Source organism: Colwellia sp. BRX10-3 (genome assembly GCF_014077505.1).
Taxonomy (GTDB): Bacteria; Pseudomonadota; Gammaproteobacteria; order Enterobacterales; family Alteromonadaceae; genus Cognaticolwellia.
Map to the genome: position 1 here is coordinate 578782 of NZ_JACGWA010000001.1, position 17739 is coordinate 596520.

14 protein-coding genes are annotated in these 17739 nt (G+C 38.3%); 6 read left to right on the forward strand and 8 right to left on the reverse strand.

Annotated elements, in window-relative coordinates:
- Positions 1–4: 4 nt before the first annotated feature.
- The 3 genes from H4J38_RS02510 to ccmE are packed head-to-tail and all read left to right on the forward strand — an operon-like array spanning position 5 to position 1480.
- Positions 5–760 carry a heme ABC transporter permease gene (locus H4J38_RS02510; RefSeq protein WP_182130090.1) on the forward strand — a complete coding sequence of 252 codons (756 nt, stop codon included), beginning with the start codon at positions 5–7 and terminating at the stop codon, positions 758–760.
- On the forward strand, positions 750–983 hold the full coding sequence (ccmD, locus tag H4J38_RS02515) for a heme exporter protein CcmD (RefSeq protein ID WP_182129135.1): 234 nt from the start codon (positions 750–752) through the stop codon (positions 981–983). The genes H4J38_RS02510 and ccmD overlap by 11 nt, the downstream gene beginning before the upstream one ends.
- 11 nt (positions 984–994) lie before the next feature.
- Positions 995–1480: a cytochrome c maturation protein CcmE gene (ccmE, locus tag H4J38_RS02520; protein WP_182129137.1), complete on the forward strand. Its 486-nt coding sequence runs from the start codon at positions 995–997 to the stop codon at positions 1478–1480.
- Positions 1481–1552: 72 nt separating this feature from the next.
- On the opposite strand, the gene H4J38_RS02525 is transcribed toward ccmE, so the two are convergent.
- From H4J38_RS02525 to H4J38_RS02550, 6 genes are all read right to left on the reverse strand, one after another.
- Positions 1553–1711, reverse strand: a complete 159-nt coding sequence (locus H4J38_RS02525) for a hypothetical protein (RefSeq protein WP_182129139.1) — start codon at positions 1709–1711, stop codon at positions 1553–1555.
- Between the two features lie 74 nt (positions 1712–1785).
- The gene (rraB, locus tag H4J38_RS02530) at positions 1786–2136 is read right to left on the reverse strand and encodes a ribonuclease E inhibitor RraB (protein WP_182129141.1); all 351 of its coding nucleotides are present in this window, start codon (positions 2134–2136) and stop codon (positions 1786–1788) included.
- Positions 2136–2909: a 1-acylglycerol-3-phosphate O-acyltransferase gene (locus tag H4J38_RS02535; RefSeq protein ID WP_182129143.1), complete on the reverse strand. Its 774-nt coding sequence runs from the start codon at positions 2907–2909 to the stop codon at positions 2136–2138. Before H4J38_RS02535 ends, rraB begins: the two co-directional genes overlap by 1 nt.
- A 152-nt stretch (positions 2910–3061) precedes the next feature.
- Positions 3062–3817, reverse strand: coding sequence for a VacJ family lipoprotein (locus H4J38_RS02540; RefSeq protein ID WP_182129145.1), 756 nt, complete (start codon positions 3815–3817; stop codon positions 3062–3064).
- Positions 3817–5118: an alpha/beta hydrolase gene (locus H4J38_RS02545; RefSeq protein ID WP_182129147.1), complete on the reverse strand. Its 1302-nt coding sequence runs from the start codon at positions 5116–5118 to the stop codon at positions 3817–3819. The genes H4J38_RS02540 and H4J38_RS02545 overlap by 1 nt, the downstream gene beginning before the upstream one ends.
- 533 nt (positions 5119–5651) lie before the next feature.
- Entirely contained in the window at positions 5652–7430 is a 1779-nt protein-coding gene (locus H4J38_RS02550; RefSeq protein ID WP_182129149.1) for an acyl-CoA dehydrogenase C-terminal domain-containing protein, read from the reverse strand.
- Between the two features lie 257 nt (positions 7431–7687).
- Between H4J38_RS02550 and H4J38_RS02555 the strand changes: the two genes are divergently transcribed.
- Entirely contained in the window at positions 7688–8647 is a 960-nt protein-coding gene (locus tag H4J38_RS02555) for a hypothetical protein (protein WP_310733431.1), read from the forward strand.
- A gap of 11 nt (positions 8648–8658) precedes the next feature.
- Here the strand turns inward: H4J38_RS02555 and H4J38_RS17340 are convergent, their stop codons facing one another.
- Positions 8659–11982, reverse strand: coding sequence for a response regulator (locus H4J38_RS17340; protein WP_182129151.1), 3324 nt, complete (start codon positions 11980–11982; stop codon positions 8659–8661).
- Between the two features lie 171 nt (positions 11983–12153).
- Entirely contained in the window at positions 12154–13533 is a 1380-nt protein-coding gene (locus H4J38_RS02565; RefSeq protein ID WP_182129153.1) for a PhoH family protein, read from the reverse strand.
- A 414-nt stretch (positions 13534–13947) separates the two neighbouring features.
- Between H4J38_RS02565 and rapA the strand changes: the two genes are divergently transcribed.
- Positions 13948–16860 carry an RNA polymerase-associated protein RapA gene (gene rapA, locus H4J38_RS02570; protein ID WP_182129155.1) on the forward strand — a complete coding sequence of 971 codons (2913 nt, stop codon included), beginning with the start codon at positions 13948–13950 and terminating at the stop codon, positions 16858–16860.
- 93 nt (positions 16861–16953) lie between these two features.
- Positions 16954–17637, forward strand: coding sequence for an RluA family pseudouridine synthase (locus tag H4J38_RS02575; RefSeq protein WP_182129157.1), 684 nt, complete (start codon positions 16954–16956; stop codon positions 17635–17637).
- Positions 17638–17739 lie beyond the last annotated feature (102 nt).

The window sequence follows — 17739 nt, forward strand, 5'->3', positions numbered from 1 at the left end:
TATGATGTGGAAGTGGTTACACCCTTATGCAAATCCTGAGGTTAGCTATCATTTTGCCGGTAAAATTCTACCTTGGTGTGCACGCTTTGCTTTTGCGTTTTTAACCATAGGTATTACCTGGGCCTTGCTCTTTGCCCCTGCAGATTATCAACAGGGCGATACTTTTAGAATTTTCTATTTGCATGTGCCTGCGGCGATGTTGTCGATGGGGATATATTTAGGCATGGCCATTGCCGCATTATCCAGTTTAGTGTGGCAATTAAAACTGGCAGACGCCTCAGCGGCGGCTATGGCACCTATCGGCGCGACCTTTACTTTTATCGCACTGTTAACCGGCGCGGCATGGGGTAAACCTATGTGGGGTACTTGGTGGATTTGGGATGCTAGGCTTACATCTGAACTGATATTATTATTCTTATACTTAGGTGTTATGGCTTTACATAATGCCTTTGAAGATAAAACTCTAGCCGGAAAAGCAGCGGGTATTCTCGCCTTAGTTGGCGTAATTAACTTGCCAATTATTAAGTATTCCGTTGAATGGTGGAACACACTGCATCAAGGTGCAACGGTAAGTAAATTAGGTCAACCTTCGATGACTGCCGATATGTTTTGGCCATTTTTAGTTTGCTTTATCGGCTTTGCTTTTTTAGTAACCACCTTAATATGTCTGCGTTTTCGCACAGAAATTTTAAATCGCAACAGTATGCGACCTTGGGTACGAGAACTAGTGACTACTGAGGAGCAAACACATGCAGTTTGATAGTATCAGTGCTTTTCTAGATATGGGCGGTTATGGTTTCTATGTTTGGTTATCTTATGGCGTGAGTATTATTGCCTTAGCACTTTTGGTTTTTTTTAGTATTAATAGCCATAAAAAAATTAAACAACAAATAGCCCAGCGCATTAAGCGTGAAGCAAAATTACGTCAAGCGGCCGAGCTGCAAAAAGCACAAACCAGTACTGACATCAGTAATAATATTTAAGAGGTAGCAGCATGAATCCCCGTCGTAAGAAACGATTAACCATAGTAACTTCATTGATCATAGGCTTAGGTGTTGTAGCTGGGCTTGTTTTGTATGCCTTAAGTCAAAATATTGATTTATTTTATAAACCTTCTGAGATATATAAAGGTAAAGAAGATAGTGGCCTTAAAGCGATTAATGGCCAGCGCTTGCGTATTGGTGGTTTAGTCGTTCCGGGTAGTGTCCATCGGGATAGTGAGAGTTTAAAAGTAAGCTTTAAATTAGCCGATATGAGAATGCCTATTAGCTTCTCACAGACAGATCCAACAGTTACCGTTACCTATGACGGCATATTGCCTGACTTATTTCGTGAAGGACAAGGTATTGTCGCTAATGGCGTTTTAGTTAATGGCAATATGATTGAAGCAAGTGAAGTTCTAGCGAAGCATGATGAAAATTATATGCCAAAAGAGTTGGCTGACGATATGGGTGAGAAGCCTGTAAAAACGAGTTATTAAGGTTAATTAACTCGCACTAATAGCAGACTAGCCAATAAAAAAAAACGCAAAGTGTCAGCACTTTGCGTTTTTTTATGAATCAGGATTAAAGCCATTTTTAATTTTTTCTATACGCTCTTGATGCCGGTGATGTGCTTTTAGCGCCGAGACTGAAAATGCACCAATAATAGCTACAATCGGAATTAATAGCGCTAACGTCTCAGGCCGTAGTAAAGTATTTAACCATTCCATCGGGTAACCTTTTATTCAAAATTTTTACTATTGAAATCAATAATCGCTCACTTACTTAATGCAATTGGTCATAATTATTCTTCGAAATATGTACCCCAACCATCATAATCAACTTTGCATTGTTTTGCTAATTCGAACATTTTCTTTGTTTCATCAAAAATAATATCAAAGTCTAAAGCCTGTTCAGTAATAATGTCGAAAGCAAAAACTTTCTCGCCATTTTCCAGTTCAGCTTCTTCTGGCTCTTCAATTTCAAAACCACTTTTAAATGCTGTAATCGCTGCTTTTTCTAGAATATCAAAATCAACACTCGAAAAGTGATGTTCAATAGTATGGTGAACTTCTTCATTCGTGCCATCTTCAACCAACACGGCGATTAATTCTTCCGTGTGCTCTTTCCATTGTTGCAATTCTTCATCAATCATTACTTGCTCTCACTTGTTTGCTTATTTTGTGATTTTTTGTCATTTACTACTGGCAGCTCATGGCCAGTTTCTAAGCTTAATTCTTTAATTTTAACCAACATATCACTGTGCGTTTTATTGGTTATAGTGCGAATTTTGTCTTTATCTTCGTTAGATAAATATACTGGTGGTAAAAATTCAACAATCATTTTACCGTTATCCCAACGATTCAAGTCGATGGTTTTATGGGTGTTGCTGGCACAAACCGGCACTATCGGCACCTCTGCTTTTGCTGCAGTACGAAACGCGCCAGTTTTAAAAGGCAATAAACCACGACCATAACTACGTGTGCCCTCTGGGAATAACCACACAGACAATTTTTTTTCACGGATTTTGTTGGCGGTCATATCTATGGTATTCATTGCTTTATTTTTATTTTTTCGATCAATTAAAATATTACCGGTTAGCCAATACATTTGACCAAAAAAGGGGATCCACTTTAAACTTTTTTTACCAACACTGACCGTACCGAGTTGCACTGCAGCAGGGACAGTAAAAATATCATAACTATTTTGATGATTACAAATGTAGACCACTGGGCCAATATTTTTTGTCGACTCAGGTATTCTAATTTCAACCTCTAAGCCTAAAATTTTTGAAACTTTACCAAGGTATTTAGCTGTGTGATGGACATTGTCGCGATGAAATGGTCGGATCAAACAGAACAAAATAGAGCATAGAGAGATGAAAACTAAAGCTAAAGTCATCAAAATGACACGAATTACAGCTAACAAAAGACATTCCTAGAAAATTTATGAGGCGTGATTATACCTTTAATTGATAAAATAGCTAAACCTACAACGCATTGTTATAGCCGAACCACATTCCTATGTATAGCTGCACACAGGCTGAATTACTTTAGTATAAGCTTGAACCTTAATCTAGGCTAACGAGCCACCTGAATTTCACGGTATTTCTTATAAAGTAATTTCAAGTATTCATATTCAAATGCGGAACCCGATGCGTAATAACGAAACGGCAATCTGGCTCTAGCATCGATACTATTAACCAGTGAAAGGTAGAGTTCCTCATCAGACTTCATGCCAAGTACATCCATAGATTGTTGATCAGCTAATGCGTCAAAGACTAATCCGGTGGCGTCACGCAGTGACGAAGGCCCCAATAAAGGTAACACTAAATAAGGCCCAGAACCTACGCCCCAAAATCCAAGTGTTTGGCCAAAATCTTCATTTTGTTCAGCAAAGCCTATAGGAGTTGCGACGTCGATTAATCCCGCTAGGCCTAGCGTTGAATTAAGTGTGAAGCGCCCAAAGGTTTCACCTGCCACTGAAAATTTAAACTGCAATAACGAGTTAATGAAAGTCGATATTTCACCCAAATTATTAAAAAAATTACTTAAGCCTGTTTCAACAATATCAGGGGTTATTTGCTTATACCTATCAACTATCGGTAATAAAACGTATTCATCGGCTTTAGCATTAAAATAATACATACGACGATTAAATCCTTCCCATGGATCGTTATATGCACTTAACAGTCCGAGCTCTTCGCGATCTTCAGGTAATTCAACTATTGGTGCTACCGCCCCACTTTCCAATTTGGGCACTGAAGAACAAGCAGCTAATAAAACACAAAATATTATGGGTATATAATTAATACACTTATTTGAAAACGCTGGCATTAATTTCTCTCTCCTTGGAAAGTCGCCTGTAAATACTCAACAAAACTCAATCTATCGAGATTACCGCAATGTCCACCACGAGGAAATATTTTCGCCCGCTCAGCAAAAATTGACTGCAAATACTCCACCTCGCCTGCCTGTAAAATAATATCGTCTTGACTGGTCACCAGGTAGATTTTATCTGATGCTTTTAAATAATCTTCAATCGCATGTAAGCTGTAACGTTGGATCAAATCCGCTTTTGTGATATTAGCATCTTCGCGCTGAGCCCTTGGCAGCATAGCGCGATCAAAATAATCACCAAAAGTAATATCACTGGCTCGTTGCATTGAATGGGTCAAACTCTCAAGTTTGTCTATGGTGTGGTTTTTATAGGTGATAGCACCGGTATTAAAGCTAACATCTATGGCAAATATCATATCTGATGACGACATTCTAAATGAGGCACCAATGAGCAGTTTTAACTCATCTTCAGTCAACTCTGCATTTTTAAATAAATTATATATTGAGCTTTGATCAAATGTTGAAGATCGTTGCATTGAATAAATATTCGAAAAGCGTGCAAATATTTCATCGAACATTGCCACCGAGGCTTCTCGGTTATTACGTAGGTCAAAATATTGGTCTAAAATACTCACTGAATTATATAAACTTACTGGCGGATTAATCAGCAGTACTTTTTCAAAGTTAAACACTTGCTCTTCTTCATCAAGTAACGCTATAAATGCCGAATGCGCACCACCTAAACTGTAACCGGTAATAGAGAATGATGATGCCTCCACTTCGTCTTCCGATTGAACTTGTGCCCAAACCAAATTCATTACTTTGTATAAATCTTCTGCGTCATGCGCTAAATCACCCGGCATGTATTTAGTGTTAGGAGAGTTAACAATAAAATTAGCATACGTTGGCGATGATATTGAAATGATATGATAACCCTGTTGAAAAAAACTTTTTTGTAGGCTGACCATTTTCGCACTATCGTAACTTGCTCCAGTACCTGCAATAATAAAAATAAGCGGGGCAGTAGCTTCTTGTTTTATTAGCGAGTATTTCATTTTTTTGTTAAACCAAAACACCTCAGAAATTTCATCTAACGGTTTAATCGTTATACGCTTATGAATAACGTCTAATGATTCTGGAAGGTCTGCAGCAGGTTCTTGGCAGTAGCCCGTTACCGTTGCTTGATAACGAGAATATTCAAAATCGCATACAGGTAGAGCAACCTCGACCTCAACTTCATCTTCCATACTGCTACATGCTGCTAAAATAATGACGAGTAAAACGCTCAAAATACGCACGGAGTTTCTCCCTAATTACGTGTGTTTAAAAATTTCAATTTATTCGTTAGCTACTATTAACAAATTCAAGGTTGTCAAAGTCGAAAATAGCTAAATATCTAGCATTACTGAGAACATAAACAGGCTTAAAGCAGCTTATTGTGCAACCTTACTTATAACAATTTGAAATGCTGAAACGTTATCTTAACCAGGAAATTAAAAGTTTTATCTATCTTAATGAACAATTTACACATTCTATCTTTTGAAAGCATAAAAGTATCTAATTTAAAGCTTAAATTATCTTAAGTTGGGTTTAATTATCACTCATGAGGCAGCGGTTTCGCTTGTTCCCACAGTAAATTTATTAGTAAAAGAAAGTGTGATGATGTTGCTAGAGAAATAACACAATGTAATTACTTTACATAAGCCCTCTAAGGGTCCAAGTAGTAAATTAACTAAGAAGGTGATGGGTTATAAAACTTAGCTTCAAATAATAAAAAAGCCAATTCAAAGTTAAGGAATTGGCTTTTTTAATGGGCAATAAAGCAAGTCGCTTAAAAAAGCTCCTCGGCAATATCAAACACTGCACTCTGGCCAGATTTCGCTGATATGATCAACGACTGACAACGCGGTAATAATCTAGCAAAGAAGTAACGAGCCGTACGGATTTTACTTTCATGGAAAGTTTTATCATCATTAGCTGCAAGTGACACTTCCGCCATTCTAGCCCATATATAAGCCATTGCTGTATAACCAAAAACATGTAAATAGTCATTCGCTGCACAACCTAGTTCTTCTGGAGAGGCTTGTGCTGCCGTCAATAAGTATTCTGTCAACTCAGCAAGCTCATCTGTGGCTTTAGCAAGAGGTTTAGTAAACTCCTGCATAGCCTCAATTTTATCTTCTTGAATATAAGCACGAACTTCTTCAAGAAACACCAACACGAATTTGCCTTTACTACCTGCCACCTTACGCGCTAATAAATCCATGGCTTGAATACCGTTAGTGCCTTCATAGATTTGTGCAATACGGGTATCTCGCACTAATTGCTCTTGGCCCCATTCTCTTACGTAACCATGACCACCAAAAACTTGTTGTCCTGCAACTGTGTTTTCAAAACCAAGATCGGTGAAAAATGCTTTGGCAATAGGTGTCATCAATGCAACCAGTTGGTCTGCTTTTTCTTGCGCTTCACCTGTACCATATGTCGCAATGTCTAACTGCATTGAAATATAAGTGGATAAAGCACGCGAGCCTTCATTTAATGCTTTCATGTTTAATAGCATACGACGCACATCGCCATGCACTAATAACGAGTCAGCTTGAGCATCTGGTGACTTAACACCTGATAATGAACGCCCTTGAATTCTATCTTTGGCATATTCTAAGGCATTTTGATACGAGCGTTCTGCCGCACCTAAACCTTGAATACCAACACCAATACGTTCAAAGTTCATCATAGTGAACATACACGCTAGGCCTTTATTTATCTCGCCAACTAAATAACCTTTGGCGCCATCAAAATTTATTACACAAGTAGCTGAAGCATGAATACCCATTTTATGTTCGATAGAACCACAGCTTACGTTGTTTTTTTCCCCAATAGTCTCATCGTCATTAACAAGAAATTTTGGCACTAAAAACAATGAAATGCCACGTGGACCATCGGGTGCATCAGGTAATTTAGCTAACACTAAATGGACAATATTTTCAGTCAGATCATGCTCACCCGCAGTAATAAATATTTTTGTACCTGAGACTAAATAACTATCATCAGCTTGTGGTACTGCTTTCGTTCTGATCATGCCCAAATCAGTTCCGGCATGTGCTTCAGTCAAGCACATACTTGCTGCCCAATCACCAGCATACATTCTAGTTAAATAACGGCTTTTTAATGCTTCGCTGCCATGTTTTGCCAATGACAAGCCTGCGCCAGCTGTTAAGCCAGGGTAAAGAGAGAATGAAATATCAGCCGAACATAACATCTCTTCATGAAATGCAGTCAACATTTTAGGCATACCCATGCCACCAAAGTCAGGGTCTCCGCCTAATGAAGTCCAGCCACCTTCAGCATAAGTTTTAAAGGCTTCTTTATAGCCAGGTGCCGTAGTGACATTTCCAGCATCAAAAGTAACACCTACTTCATCACCGTTGCGTGATAATGGCGCTATTTCTTGTTCGGCAATTTTTGCACAACCTTGTAAAATTGCTTCTGCAGTATCTCGGTCTACCCGTTCAGCTAACGCCGGTAATGACTGCCATAATTTATCGGCATTAAATACGTCGTATAACAAAAAATTCATATCTTTCAAAGGCACTTGATAATCAGCCATTATTTTCTCCGAACAGGTAATTTAAACAATTAATTAAAACACTTGTTTGAATATATATTAAACACAGTAAAAGTAAAGCTAAAACGAGAAATTATCATACGAGAAGGACAATGCAGCAGCATATTATTTAGCAATAACTGCTGTGTGTAATTGCAAGTAACCTAGATAGTGAGTGTTCAGTCCTGAGCAGAATGATCGATTATTTATTTCAATTGGTATAAGCTTGAGAGGTTGATATTTAGCGATAAAGGTAAGTGGTGAAATTTCTTGGTGCTGTAGTTATTTTAATTTTATGTTTGCCTATTGTAACTCGGGCGAAACAGCTCGATTTTAATAAACAAACGACAGATGAGTATGTGCAATTTAACTACCAATGGCTAGATCAAGCCCAACAACCACAATCGTTGAGCTTTGCGTTAGAAAAAGTAAAAATATTTGATCGTTTTAGAAACTTTAAAAGTTACAAAGCGATACACGCCAAAAAATATATTGATCAAAAAATCAGACAAAAACTCACTCAAAACCCTATAGATAATGTAAAGGTAAAGTTTATAGGCCGTGATGATAATTTCCAAATTGAATTGAAAAGTAAAAACCAATCAGCACTTGACCAAGTCTATCAAACCATAGCGCAACTTGAAAAAGACTTCATGCAAGAGCATTTAGCGAGTAACTTTTATACGCAATTTGTTTCTTATGATAACAACTTAGCCATTAAGCCCGATCACGTTCGCTTTGCTCAAACCTCAGTTACTGACCTTTCCGTTTTGAAAAATCTTATTCTAGACAATGTTTCCGATAAAAATGTAAGAATAGTCAGTGATTATGTACTTGGGTTTGTCCAAAGTATTCCTTATTCAACTTTGGAGTCGAGAGTTACATCAACAGGTGCTGGCTTTAATCCACCACTGCAAATTCTCTGGCAAAACCAAGGCGATTGTGACAGTAAAGTAACCCTTACCGCTGCTATTTTTAGAGCCCTAATGCCCCGTATGAAAATGCTGTTAGTTTTTATCGACAATCACGCCCTGCTCGCCATTAACACGCCAAGCAAAGGTGGCGAACTAACGATTACTCGTGATGGCCTAGATTACATTTTGGCGGAGCCAACGGGCCCAGCCATGATGCGTGTTGGTGAGTTGTCTGCAAGCTCTGAATTTGCCATACGCAATGGCCGCTATTATGCTGAAGCATTTTTTGCCGAACCTAGCGATTAATAAAGACTACATTAATGGCCCATATCGACACATTGCGACAAAATACTATCACGTAGTATATTTAGGCTGATGGGTTTAGAGATATGTAAGTTCATTCCGGCCGCTAAGCATTGCTGCTTATCTTCTTCACGCGCATGCGCTGTCATGGCGATAATAGGTAAGCTGTTATATTGTTTTTGGGCGCGAATATGTTGAGTTGCAGTTAAGCCATCCATAACAGGCATTTGAATATCCATAAGAATAATATCAAAGTTGTCTAATGGGAGTTTATCTAACGCCTCTTGACCATTTTGCGCAATAACCACATTGCCCTGCATCGATTCTAATAATTTACTCGCCACCAACTGGTTAACAAGATTATCTTCAACTAATAATATTTTCAGCCCGTTTAGGCTTGCTGCTGGCTGTGTAGTATCAACTTCAGCACTATCAGTTAATATCGGATCATTTAGAGTTTCATTTGATGAAACCCGACAAAGCTCTTTGGCTAACTTGGCAATAACATCACGATACAAAGGCATCTGTAGCAGTAGGTAATTAATCTTATGTAGATTGAGTTGTTCAAGTAATTCAAAGGCAATAACGCTTGCCACCGGCTGACATAACGCAAGTACAGCAACTTCTTGCTGTATTACAGCCAATTCAGTTGTCGTAAATCCTTGTGGATAGTGACTGCTATCAATCAATAATATTTTATGTGCTTGACCCTTAACAGATTCCAGCATTTTAAGACGAGAAATATCCACAATGGGTTGTGCAATGTCGGTAAAGTTTTCTCGTAATTTTTCCGGTATATTTACCGCAAAATTAATCACAGTACTGGTCGAAAATTGCGGCCTAAATTGAGTCAAACATCGCTCAGAATAACCGCTGTCAAAAGCAACATTATTCGACATTTCAATAGGTAGAGCTAAAGTGAACTCAGCGCCTTGGCCAAAAGTACTACTAATGGATATTTCACCGCCCAGTAACTGTGTAATATGTTGGCATATCGATAATCCCAGACCAGTGCCACCATAAACCCGGGTCATCGACTCATCAGCTTGCTTGAATGCTTCAAATAACCCTGCTTGTTTTGACTTCTCTATGCCAATACCAGTGTCTTTCACCTTAAATAAAATCGACATATTATTCGTATCAGCCAAGCCGTTAATCGTGCTAGATAATGATACGCTAAGTGATACTGCGCCTCGCTCTGTAAACTTTATCGCGTTATTAAGTAAATTACTCAGCACCTGTACTAAACGCATAGTGTCTGTATGAATGTACAATGGCACTTGGCTATCAATGGCGACACTTAAACTTAAATCTTTACCAACTAATGCGGCAATATTTAAATTAAGTGCTTGCGATACTATGTTTTCCAGTTCGATAAGTTCTTTATGTACTGACATATTTCCTGATTCTACTTTTGCCGAATCAAGCAATTCATTCACTAAATAAAGTAATGTCTTTGAAGCCGTTTGTGCATTACCCAAGTATTGGTCTTGCACTTTGTTTAACCTACTTTGCTGTAACAGAAAAAACATTCCCTGAATGGCATTAATGGGTGTGCGAATTTCATGGCTCATATTCGCCAAAAATTGGCTTTTAATTTGATTGGCTTCTTCAGCTTGGTTTTTCGCGCGCTGCAAGGCTTGGTTAATCTCAAATTGCTTAGTAACATCGCGAATTAAAATAATACTGCCGAGGGGTTCTTTATGTTCATTGTAAAACGGAGCTTGATATATTTCGTAGGTATTATGCTCGGTAGTAACGGTTTGATGATGCACTGTAGCTGAATTATCGAGTTGATTTTTACCAATACTCTGGGCAACTTTTTCGCCAATATCACTGGCAATAAAATCATTTATTTGGCTACCTAAAATATCAGCTTCTTTTTGTAATACCAGTTGCTCAACCGCTTGATTACACCCAATCAAACGGCCTTGTTGATCATTAAATAGAATATAGTCTGGAATAGCATCCATGACTGAGCGCAAAAGAGCATAGTCACGTTGGTGTTGCTCACTTTTATATAATAAGGCCTGAGTTTTTTCTTTTACTCTCAGATCTAACTCATTGTTTTGATCTTTTAAACGCTGCATTAAACTGCGATTGTCGCCAAATAAATCTTCAACAATTTTAAACCAATGACGCCACTCTTCAGAGGGTTTGACTTTACCGGGGTCGCCAACTGAACAATATTCAATGTGACTAATAAATTTTTTCGATGGTGCAATAAATGAGCGATACGTAACGTAATAAACGACGATTAACAAACTTAACAAACCGAAAAAAATGCCGATAAATATAGTGATAAATCGTTGATTAATCGCACCATAGTAAATGTTTTTTCGATGGTATTCTAATAAAACCCAATCGTTAATAGGCAGCTTTATTTGCTGTACAGCCCAGTCACCAACTTCTGAGCTTGGCCCTATATTTAATAACGACTGATAACTAAGTTGGTTTAATTGTTCCGGTGCTACGTCACTAAATGCCGTGCCCATATTCAAGGTTAAATTTGCATTGTTTTTATGCAATAAAACATGGCTATGCTTATCAACAATAATGTAGCCATGATCTTCATCGCTGACATTTGGCAAATAGCTATATAAACCTGCCATATTGATATCAATTAATAGCGCACCTTTCATCTCATTATTTAAATATACCCCCATACCCAAAGCCGCATTAAGACCTTTCCCGGCAGAGTCAACATAAGGGCGAGACCAAAATGTTTCGCCTTTAAGTTTTGCGGCTTTGACTTTAGGTACTAAATCATTGATTAAGCTTTTATCATTATATTGCCAAATACTTCTCGGCACCCAAGGATATAAATTAACAAACCGTCGCAATGAAATATAATATAGCCAGTTAGCTTCTTTGATCGACTTCTGCGCTGTAACAAATGCCGGCGTTAATGCATTCGCCATAATCAACTCATTTTTAAATGATTGATTAAATTGATCAATACGACCAATACCTGTGATATTCCCACTCATAATACGATCACTGGTGCTTAACTGTTGCCGTACTTTATTGAGGTAAAAGTATTTTCCTTCCTGCCGTAAAGATGGAATTTTGCTTGGCATCTCAGCAGGAAAGCGCAAATAATATTCGGCTAAATCCCGCATACCTGTCAGGGTTTCTAAGGTACTGGTAAGTTTATTATTGAGCTGAAAGCTATATTCGGTTATCTCCGCTAATTTATAATTTCGTTGAGCTTCACGAGCGAGATAATAATTATAAAGCGTAATAATGAAGGTCAGTAGCATAATGCTTGAAAAAACCACGATCACCGATTTATTGTAGCGTTGAAAAAGTTGTTCTTTTGAATTTTCTGCTAACACTAATAAGCCCTATTTATTATATAAACCTAAAGTGTGTTGAGACTTCACTCATAGCAAATTAAGTTTAACTTTATGCCTTAATATTAAATCAAAGTAGTGATTGAGGCTAGTACTGAAAAGGTTCACGGCGATATAGCTGCAACAGGTATAACATCACCGCAAAGCTATTCCTTATAAATTTTCTTCTGCAAATGACGCTAAACGACTGCGCACAACACCATTTAAATTGACGGTACTGCTACCCGAAAAGTCTTTAAAGCGTTCAACAATGTAGGTCAAACCAGATGTTACAGCGGTTAAATAGTTACTATCAATTTGCGCTAAATTACCGGAACAAACTATCTTTGTGCCTTCGCCGCAACGGGTAATTATGGTTTTTAATTGTGAAGCGGTTAGGTTTTGACATTCATCGAGTAACACTAGAGAGTTTTGTATACTGCGACCACGCATAAAATTGACCGACTTAAACTGAATATTCGCTTTATCAATAATATAGTTAAGACTACCGTTCATATTTTCATCTTGCTTGTGTAGCACTTCTAAAGAATCGGTTATTGCCGCTAACCAAGGCGCCATTTTCTCTTCCTCGGTACCCGGTAAAAAGCCTATTGATTCTGCTATTTCAGGGGTACTGCGCGTGACGATAATTTTATCGTATAACCCGCGTTCAATGACTTGCTCTAACGCCGTAGCTAAGGCAAGTAAGGTTTTACCGCACCCAGCAGGACCGGTTAGAATAACTAAATCAATGGTTGGGTCTAGCAAGGCATCCATTGCCATGCCTTGATAAATATTTTTTGGATGAATTCCCCAAGCTTGTTTTGCCATTAAGCGTTCACGACTCAAATCGGTTATCGCTAATTTTTCATCATCCCACCCAGTTACTTTACCTGCAAAGTGTTCACCTTCATCAATCAGGTATTCATTCATATAACAATTAGGTAACAAATCACGTTTGATATAGTGTGTAGTGTTGCGACCCTCTGTTTCACTTTCACACTCCTTGACATGTTGCCAGAAGTCGCCTGAAAATTGGTGGTAACCTTTAGTTAAAAACTGAATATCATCAATCAGTTGATCAGTGCGGTAATCTTCAACAAAAGCAAGTCCAGCGCCTTTTGCCTTTAAACGCATGTTGATATCTTTTGTTACCAACACGACTTTATTTTTTGGGTTTTGTGCTTGTAAATAAATAGCGGTACTAATAATGCGATTATCATTTTCATTGAAAGACAATTTCACCTTGCTTGCGTCTAAAGCATAATCGTTAAAAATGGATAAACATCCACTTGGGTGCAGGTCATCATTTTGCGGTAATTTAACGCCTGAAAGCACTTGTTCTGGTGTCGCATTTACTAAGGTGTCTTCAAGCGCTCTGATGGCAACTCGCGCATCACGGCTAACATCTTTGTTGCGGTCTTTAATAGAATCTAATTCCTCTAATACCGTCATGGGTACTACAACATCGTGTTCTTTGAATGAGAGGAAGGCGAAGGGTTCGTGTAATAAGATATTGGTATCTAAAACATAAATAATTTTATTTGCTGTCATATGCAAGTCCTTTCCCAAGTTGAAGGCTCCACAGCATTGTTCATAAAAAACAGCTGCTAGAAACCACAAAAAGTTGATAACTCATCTAGCCAAAATAATTTAATTACTTTTTAGTTTTTAAAATTGGTTATACAACTATAAAAACAGCTTTTACCATTAAGCTTACAACCACTTTACAGTTTATTTTTAGGCAAGCAAGTAGCTTTTTGCTGATAAAACGCTAAACAGCATCAGTCATTATTGCGCTGAGAATGTTCTCTTGGTGAAAACATAATTAAATTCTATAAACTTTAAGTAAAAAAAGTACTATTTTGCTGATTTATTTAATGATCACTTCTATGATTAACGATACTATAGCGCCCTTTTTTTGACGTGTATTTTTTTACACGAGTTATTGAGTTGGAGTTTTTTTCTATGTCATTTTACCCTGGACAACGCTGGATTAGTGATAGTGAGTCAGATCAAGGACTAGGTACAGTTACCGCTGTCGAAGGTCGTTTTGTTACTATCGTATTTACGGCTACAGGGGATGCAAGACAATATGCCATAGATAATGCACCTTTAACGCGCGTTATTTTTAATGCTGGCGATAATATTCCAAGTCATGAAGGTTGGTCGCTTACCGTCGAATCTTTTGAAGAGAATAATAATTTATTGACCTACTTTGGTGTTAGAAAAGACACAGGCGAAGCTTGCTCACTAAAAGAGATGATGATTGATCATTTCATTAAATTTAATAAACCTCATGATCGCCTACTTAACGGGCAAATTGATCGCCTTGATTGGTTTCGCTTACGTAAAGATTGCTTACAGCACCAATTTAGCCAGCAACAATCTGATTTAACAGGCCTTAGCGGTGGCCGTGTTAGCTTGATCCCGCATCAATTATATATTGCTGAAGAAGTCGGTAGTCGTTTCGCACCTCGGGTTTTATTAGCCGATGAAGTGGGTTTAGGTAAAACCATTGAAGCCGGCTTAATTATTCACCAACAGTTGGTGACAGGCCGAGCTAAACGTGTGCTTATTATTGTACCTGAATCACTGATGCATCAATGGTTGGTTGAAATGCTACGCCGTTTTAATTTGCCGTTTAGTATTTTTGATGAAAGTCGCTGTGAAGAAACTTCAGATAATGGTGACGGTGAAAATCCATTTAGCCAAGAACAATTGGTGCTAGTTAATCTTGGCTTTATTACCAAAAATCCACGCTGGTATGAAGCGATAATTGATGAAGAATGGGATCTAATGGTAGTCGACGAAGCGCACCATTTAAATTGGCAACAAGATAATGCCAGCATTGAATATCAATGCATTGAACAGTTAGCACAAACCATTCCTGGGGTTTTATTGTTAACAGCAACACCTGATCAGTTAGGTCATGAAGGTCACTTTGCTCGCTTGCGTTTACTTGACCCTGATCGCTTTTTTGACTATAAAAAATTCACCGAAGAAGAACTGCATTATACTGAAGTGGCTGATGCGGCAAATACTTTGATCACCGATGAACCATTAACGAATGAGCAGCTAACAACGTTAACCACTTTGTTACACGAAGCTGATGTCAGCGAACATATCTCGGCTATAAATCATTCAGAACAAAGTGAGCAAAAAAATGCTCGCCAACATATTCTGGATCAATTATTGGATCGTCATGGCACCGGCCGTATATTATTTCGTAATAGTCGAAATACTATTAAAGGTTTCCCTGGTCGTGAATTGCATGCTGCGCCACTGGCAATGCCAGAAGCCTATCAAGACGCGATCAATGAATTATTATTATCAAGCACTGCTGAAGATTTAAAGTCACAAGCACAAGCAAAACTTATTTTTACGCCAGAAACATTGTTCAGTTTAAACAGTCATGAAGATTGGTATGATATTGACCCACGTGTCGATTATTTAATTGAGCTTTTACAGTCACTGAAAAAAGAAAAAGTATTAGTTATTTGTGCAAATGCGCAAACAGCAATCGACTTAGAGACTGCATTACGCGTTAAAGAAGGCATGCGCGCAGCAGTATTTCATGAAGGTTTAAGTATTTTTGAACGTGATCGTGCTGCCGCCTACTTTGCTCAAGATGAAGATAGCGCCCAAGTGCTATTGTGTTCTGAAATTGGTAGTGAAGGCCGTAATTTCCAGTTTGCTCATCATTTAGTGTTATTTGATTTACCGCGCAACCCAGATTTACTGGAACAACGTATCGGCCGTTTAGACCGTATTGGTCAAACAGAAATTATTCGAATTCACGTACCTTACTTTGAAGATTCTGCGCAGAGTTTACTGTTTAAATGGTATAAACAAGCATTAAACGCGTTTGAACATACCTGTATTACCGGCCATGCGGTTTTTAACGCCTTTGGTGAAAGTTTATTTGACCTAGCGCTTAGCGCCAGTTGGGACTCTAACGAAGCGCAAAATTTGATCAAACAAAGCCATGAAAAGCACTTAACCATTAAAAAAGACTTAGAAACAGGTCGTGATAAATTACTTGAGCTGCATTCTTCTGGCCAAGGTAAGGCACATGCGTTAGTTGAGAAAATAGAACAGCTCGATCAGCAAATTCACTTACCACAATTTATGTTTCAGTTACTCGATGTTTTTGGCATTCAACAAGATGATAAAGCGGATAACGCCATTGCTCTGCAACCTTCTGAGCATATGTTGTGTACCAATTTCCCATGTTTACCGGAAGACGGCACAACGATTACATTTAATCGTAACACCGCATTAGCTGTTGAAAACTATCAGCTTATTACTTGGGATCATCCTATGGTTCGTGGTGCTATGGATCTCGTACTCTCTGACGAGATAGGTAACTCCAGCATTGGTATCTTGAAAAACCCCTCACTACCAACAGGAACATTTTTCTTAGAGTGCATATTTACCTTAGAAGCTATCGCACCAAGTAATTTGCAACTGGGCCGTTACTTACCTACCACACCTATTCGCATATTAGTCGACAAAAGCGGCAATGATCTGGCGGATAAAGTCAGCGAATCTGTTTTAGATCAACAATTATCTCCGGTGAAAAAACAAGTGGCGCTGCAATTAGTTAAGGCGCTGAGAAGCCAAGTTGCGCCGTTAGTTGCCAAAGCAGAGGCCCATGCAGAGCAGCAAATTAAATCCATCCAAGTAAAAGCACTTGCTGGTATGCAAGTGGCGATGGATGAAGAACATCAACGTTTAACCGCGCTTAAAGCAATAAACCCTAGTGTACGTCAGCAGGAAATAGACTTTATTCTGATGCAGAAAAATGCCTTAGCTGAATACATTGAAAAAGCACAAATTCAGTTTGAAGCTGTACGTTTAATTGTGGTTAGCAACTAGCTAATTAAGCACTGAGTAAAAAATATTAAGGCTACGCATATTGTGTAGCCTTTTCGCTTGAATTAACTGAAAGTTCAATAGGGAAAAAATAAGATGGGTGCTAACCCTGACTTTATTTATCAGCCACCAATGAGTCCATATATTGATATTGTTTATCAAGATAATGATATTGTCGTGCTCAATAAACCGAGCGGTTTACTCACCGTACCTGGCCGTTTACCTGAGCATCAAGACTGTTTACAAAATAGAGTATTAAAAGTGCTGCCTACAGCAACGATAGTACATAGATTAGATATGGCGACATCGGGCATTATTTTAATGGCCCTTAATAAACCCGCTCATGTTGCTATTAGCCGTCAGTTTGAAAAACGCTTAACGCAAAAAAGTTATATTGCTCGTGTCTTTGGTAAAGTTGAAAAAGCTCAAGGCTCTGTTGAGCAACCCTTAATTTGTGACTGGCCCAATAGACCGAAACAAAAAGTGGATCATGAGCAGGGAAAAGCCGCATTAACCCATTACAAAGTATTAAGTTATCGCGAAAATGATGACAACCAAATAACAACATTAGTAGAACTGACACCGGTAACAGGACGTTCACATCAGCTACGAGTGCACATGCTATTTCTTGGTCATCCGATATTAGGTGACAGACTTTATGCTCACGAGCAAGCGTTAACGAGTAGTAATCGCTTGCAATTGCATGCTCAAATGCTACAAATAACGCATCCAGTTACAGAACAAACTTTAACATTCACAAAAGCCTGCCCTTTTGATTAACACCAAAAGTTGTAGAGGTTAATTAAAGAAAAGTGCGCTATCGTCGATAATAACGTTATATCGCGTTTGGTAAAACCAGCTTGTTAATCAATTATCTGTCTG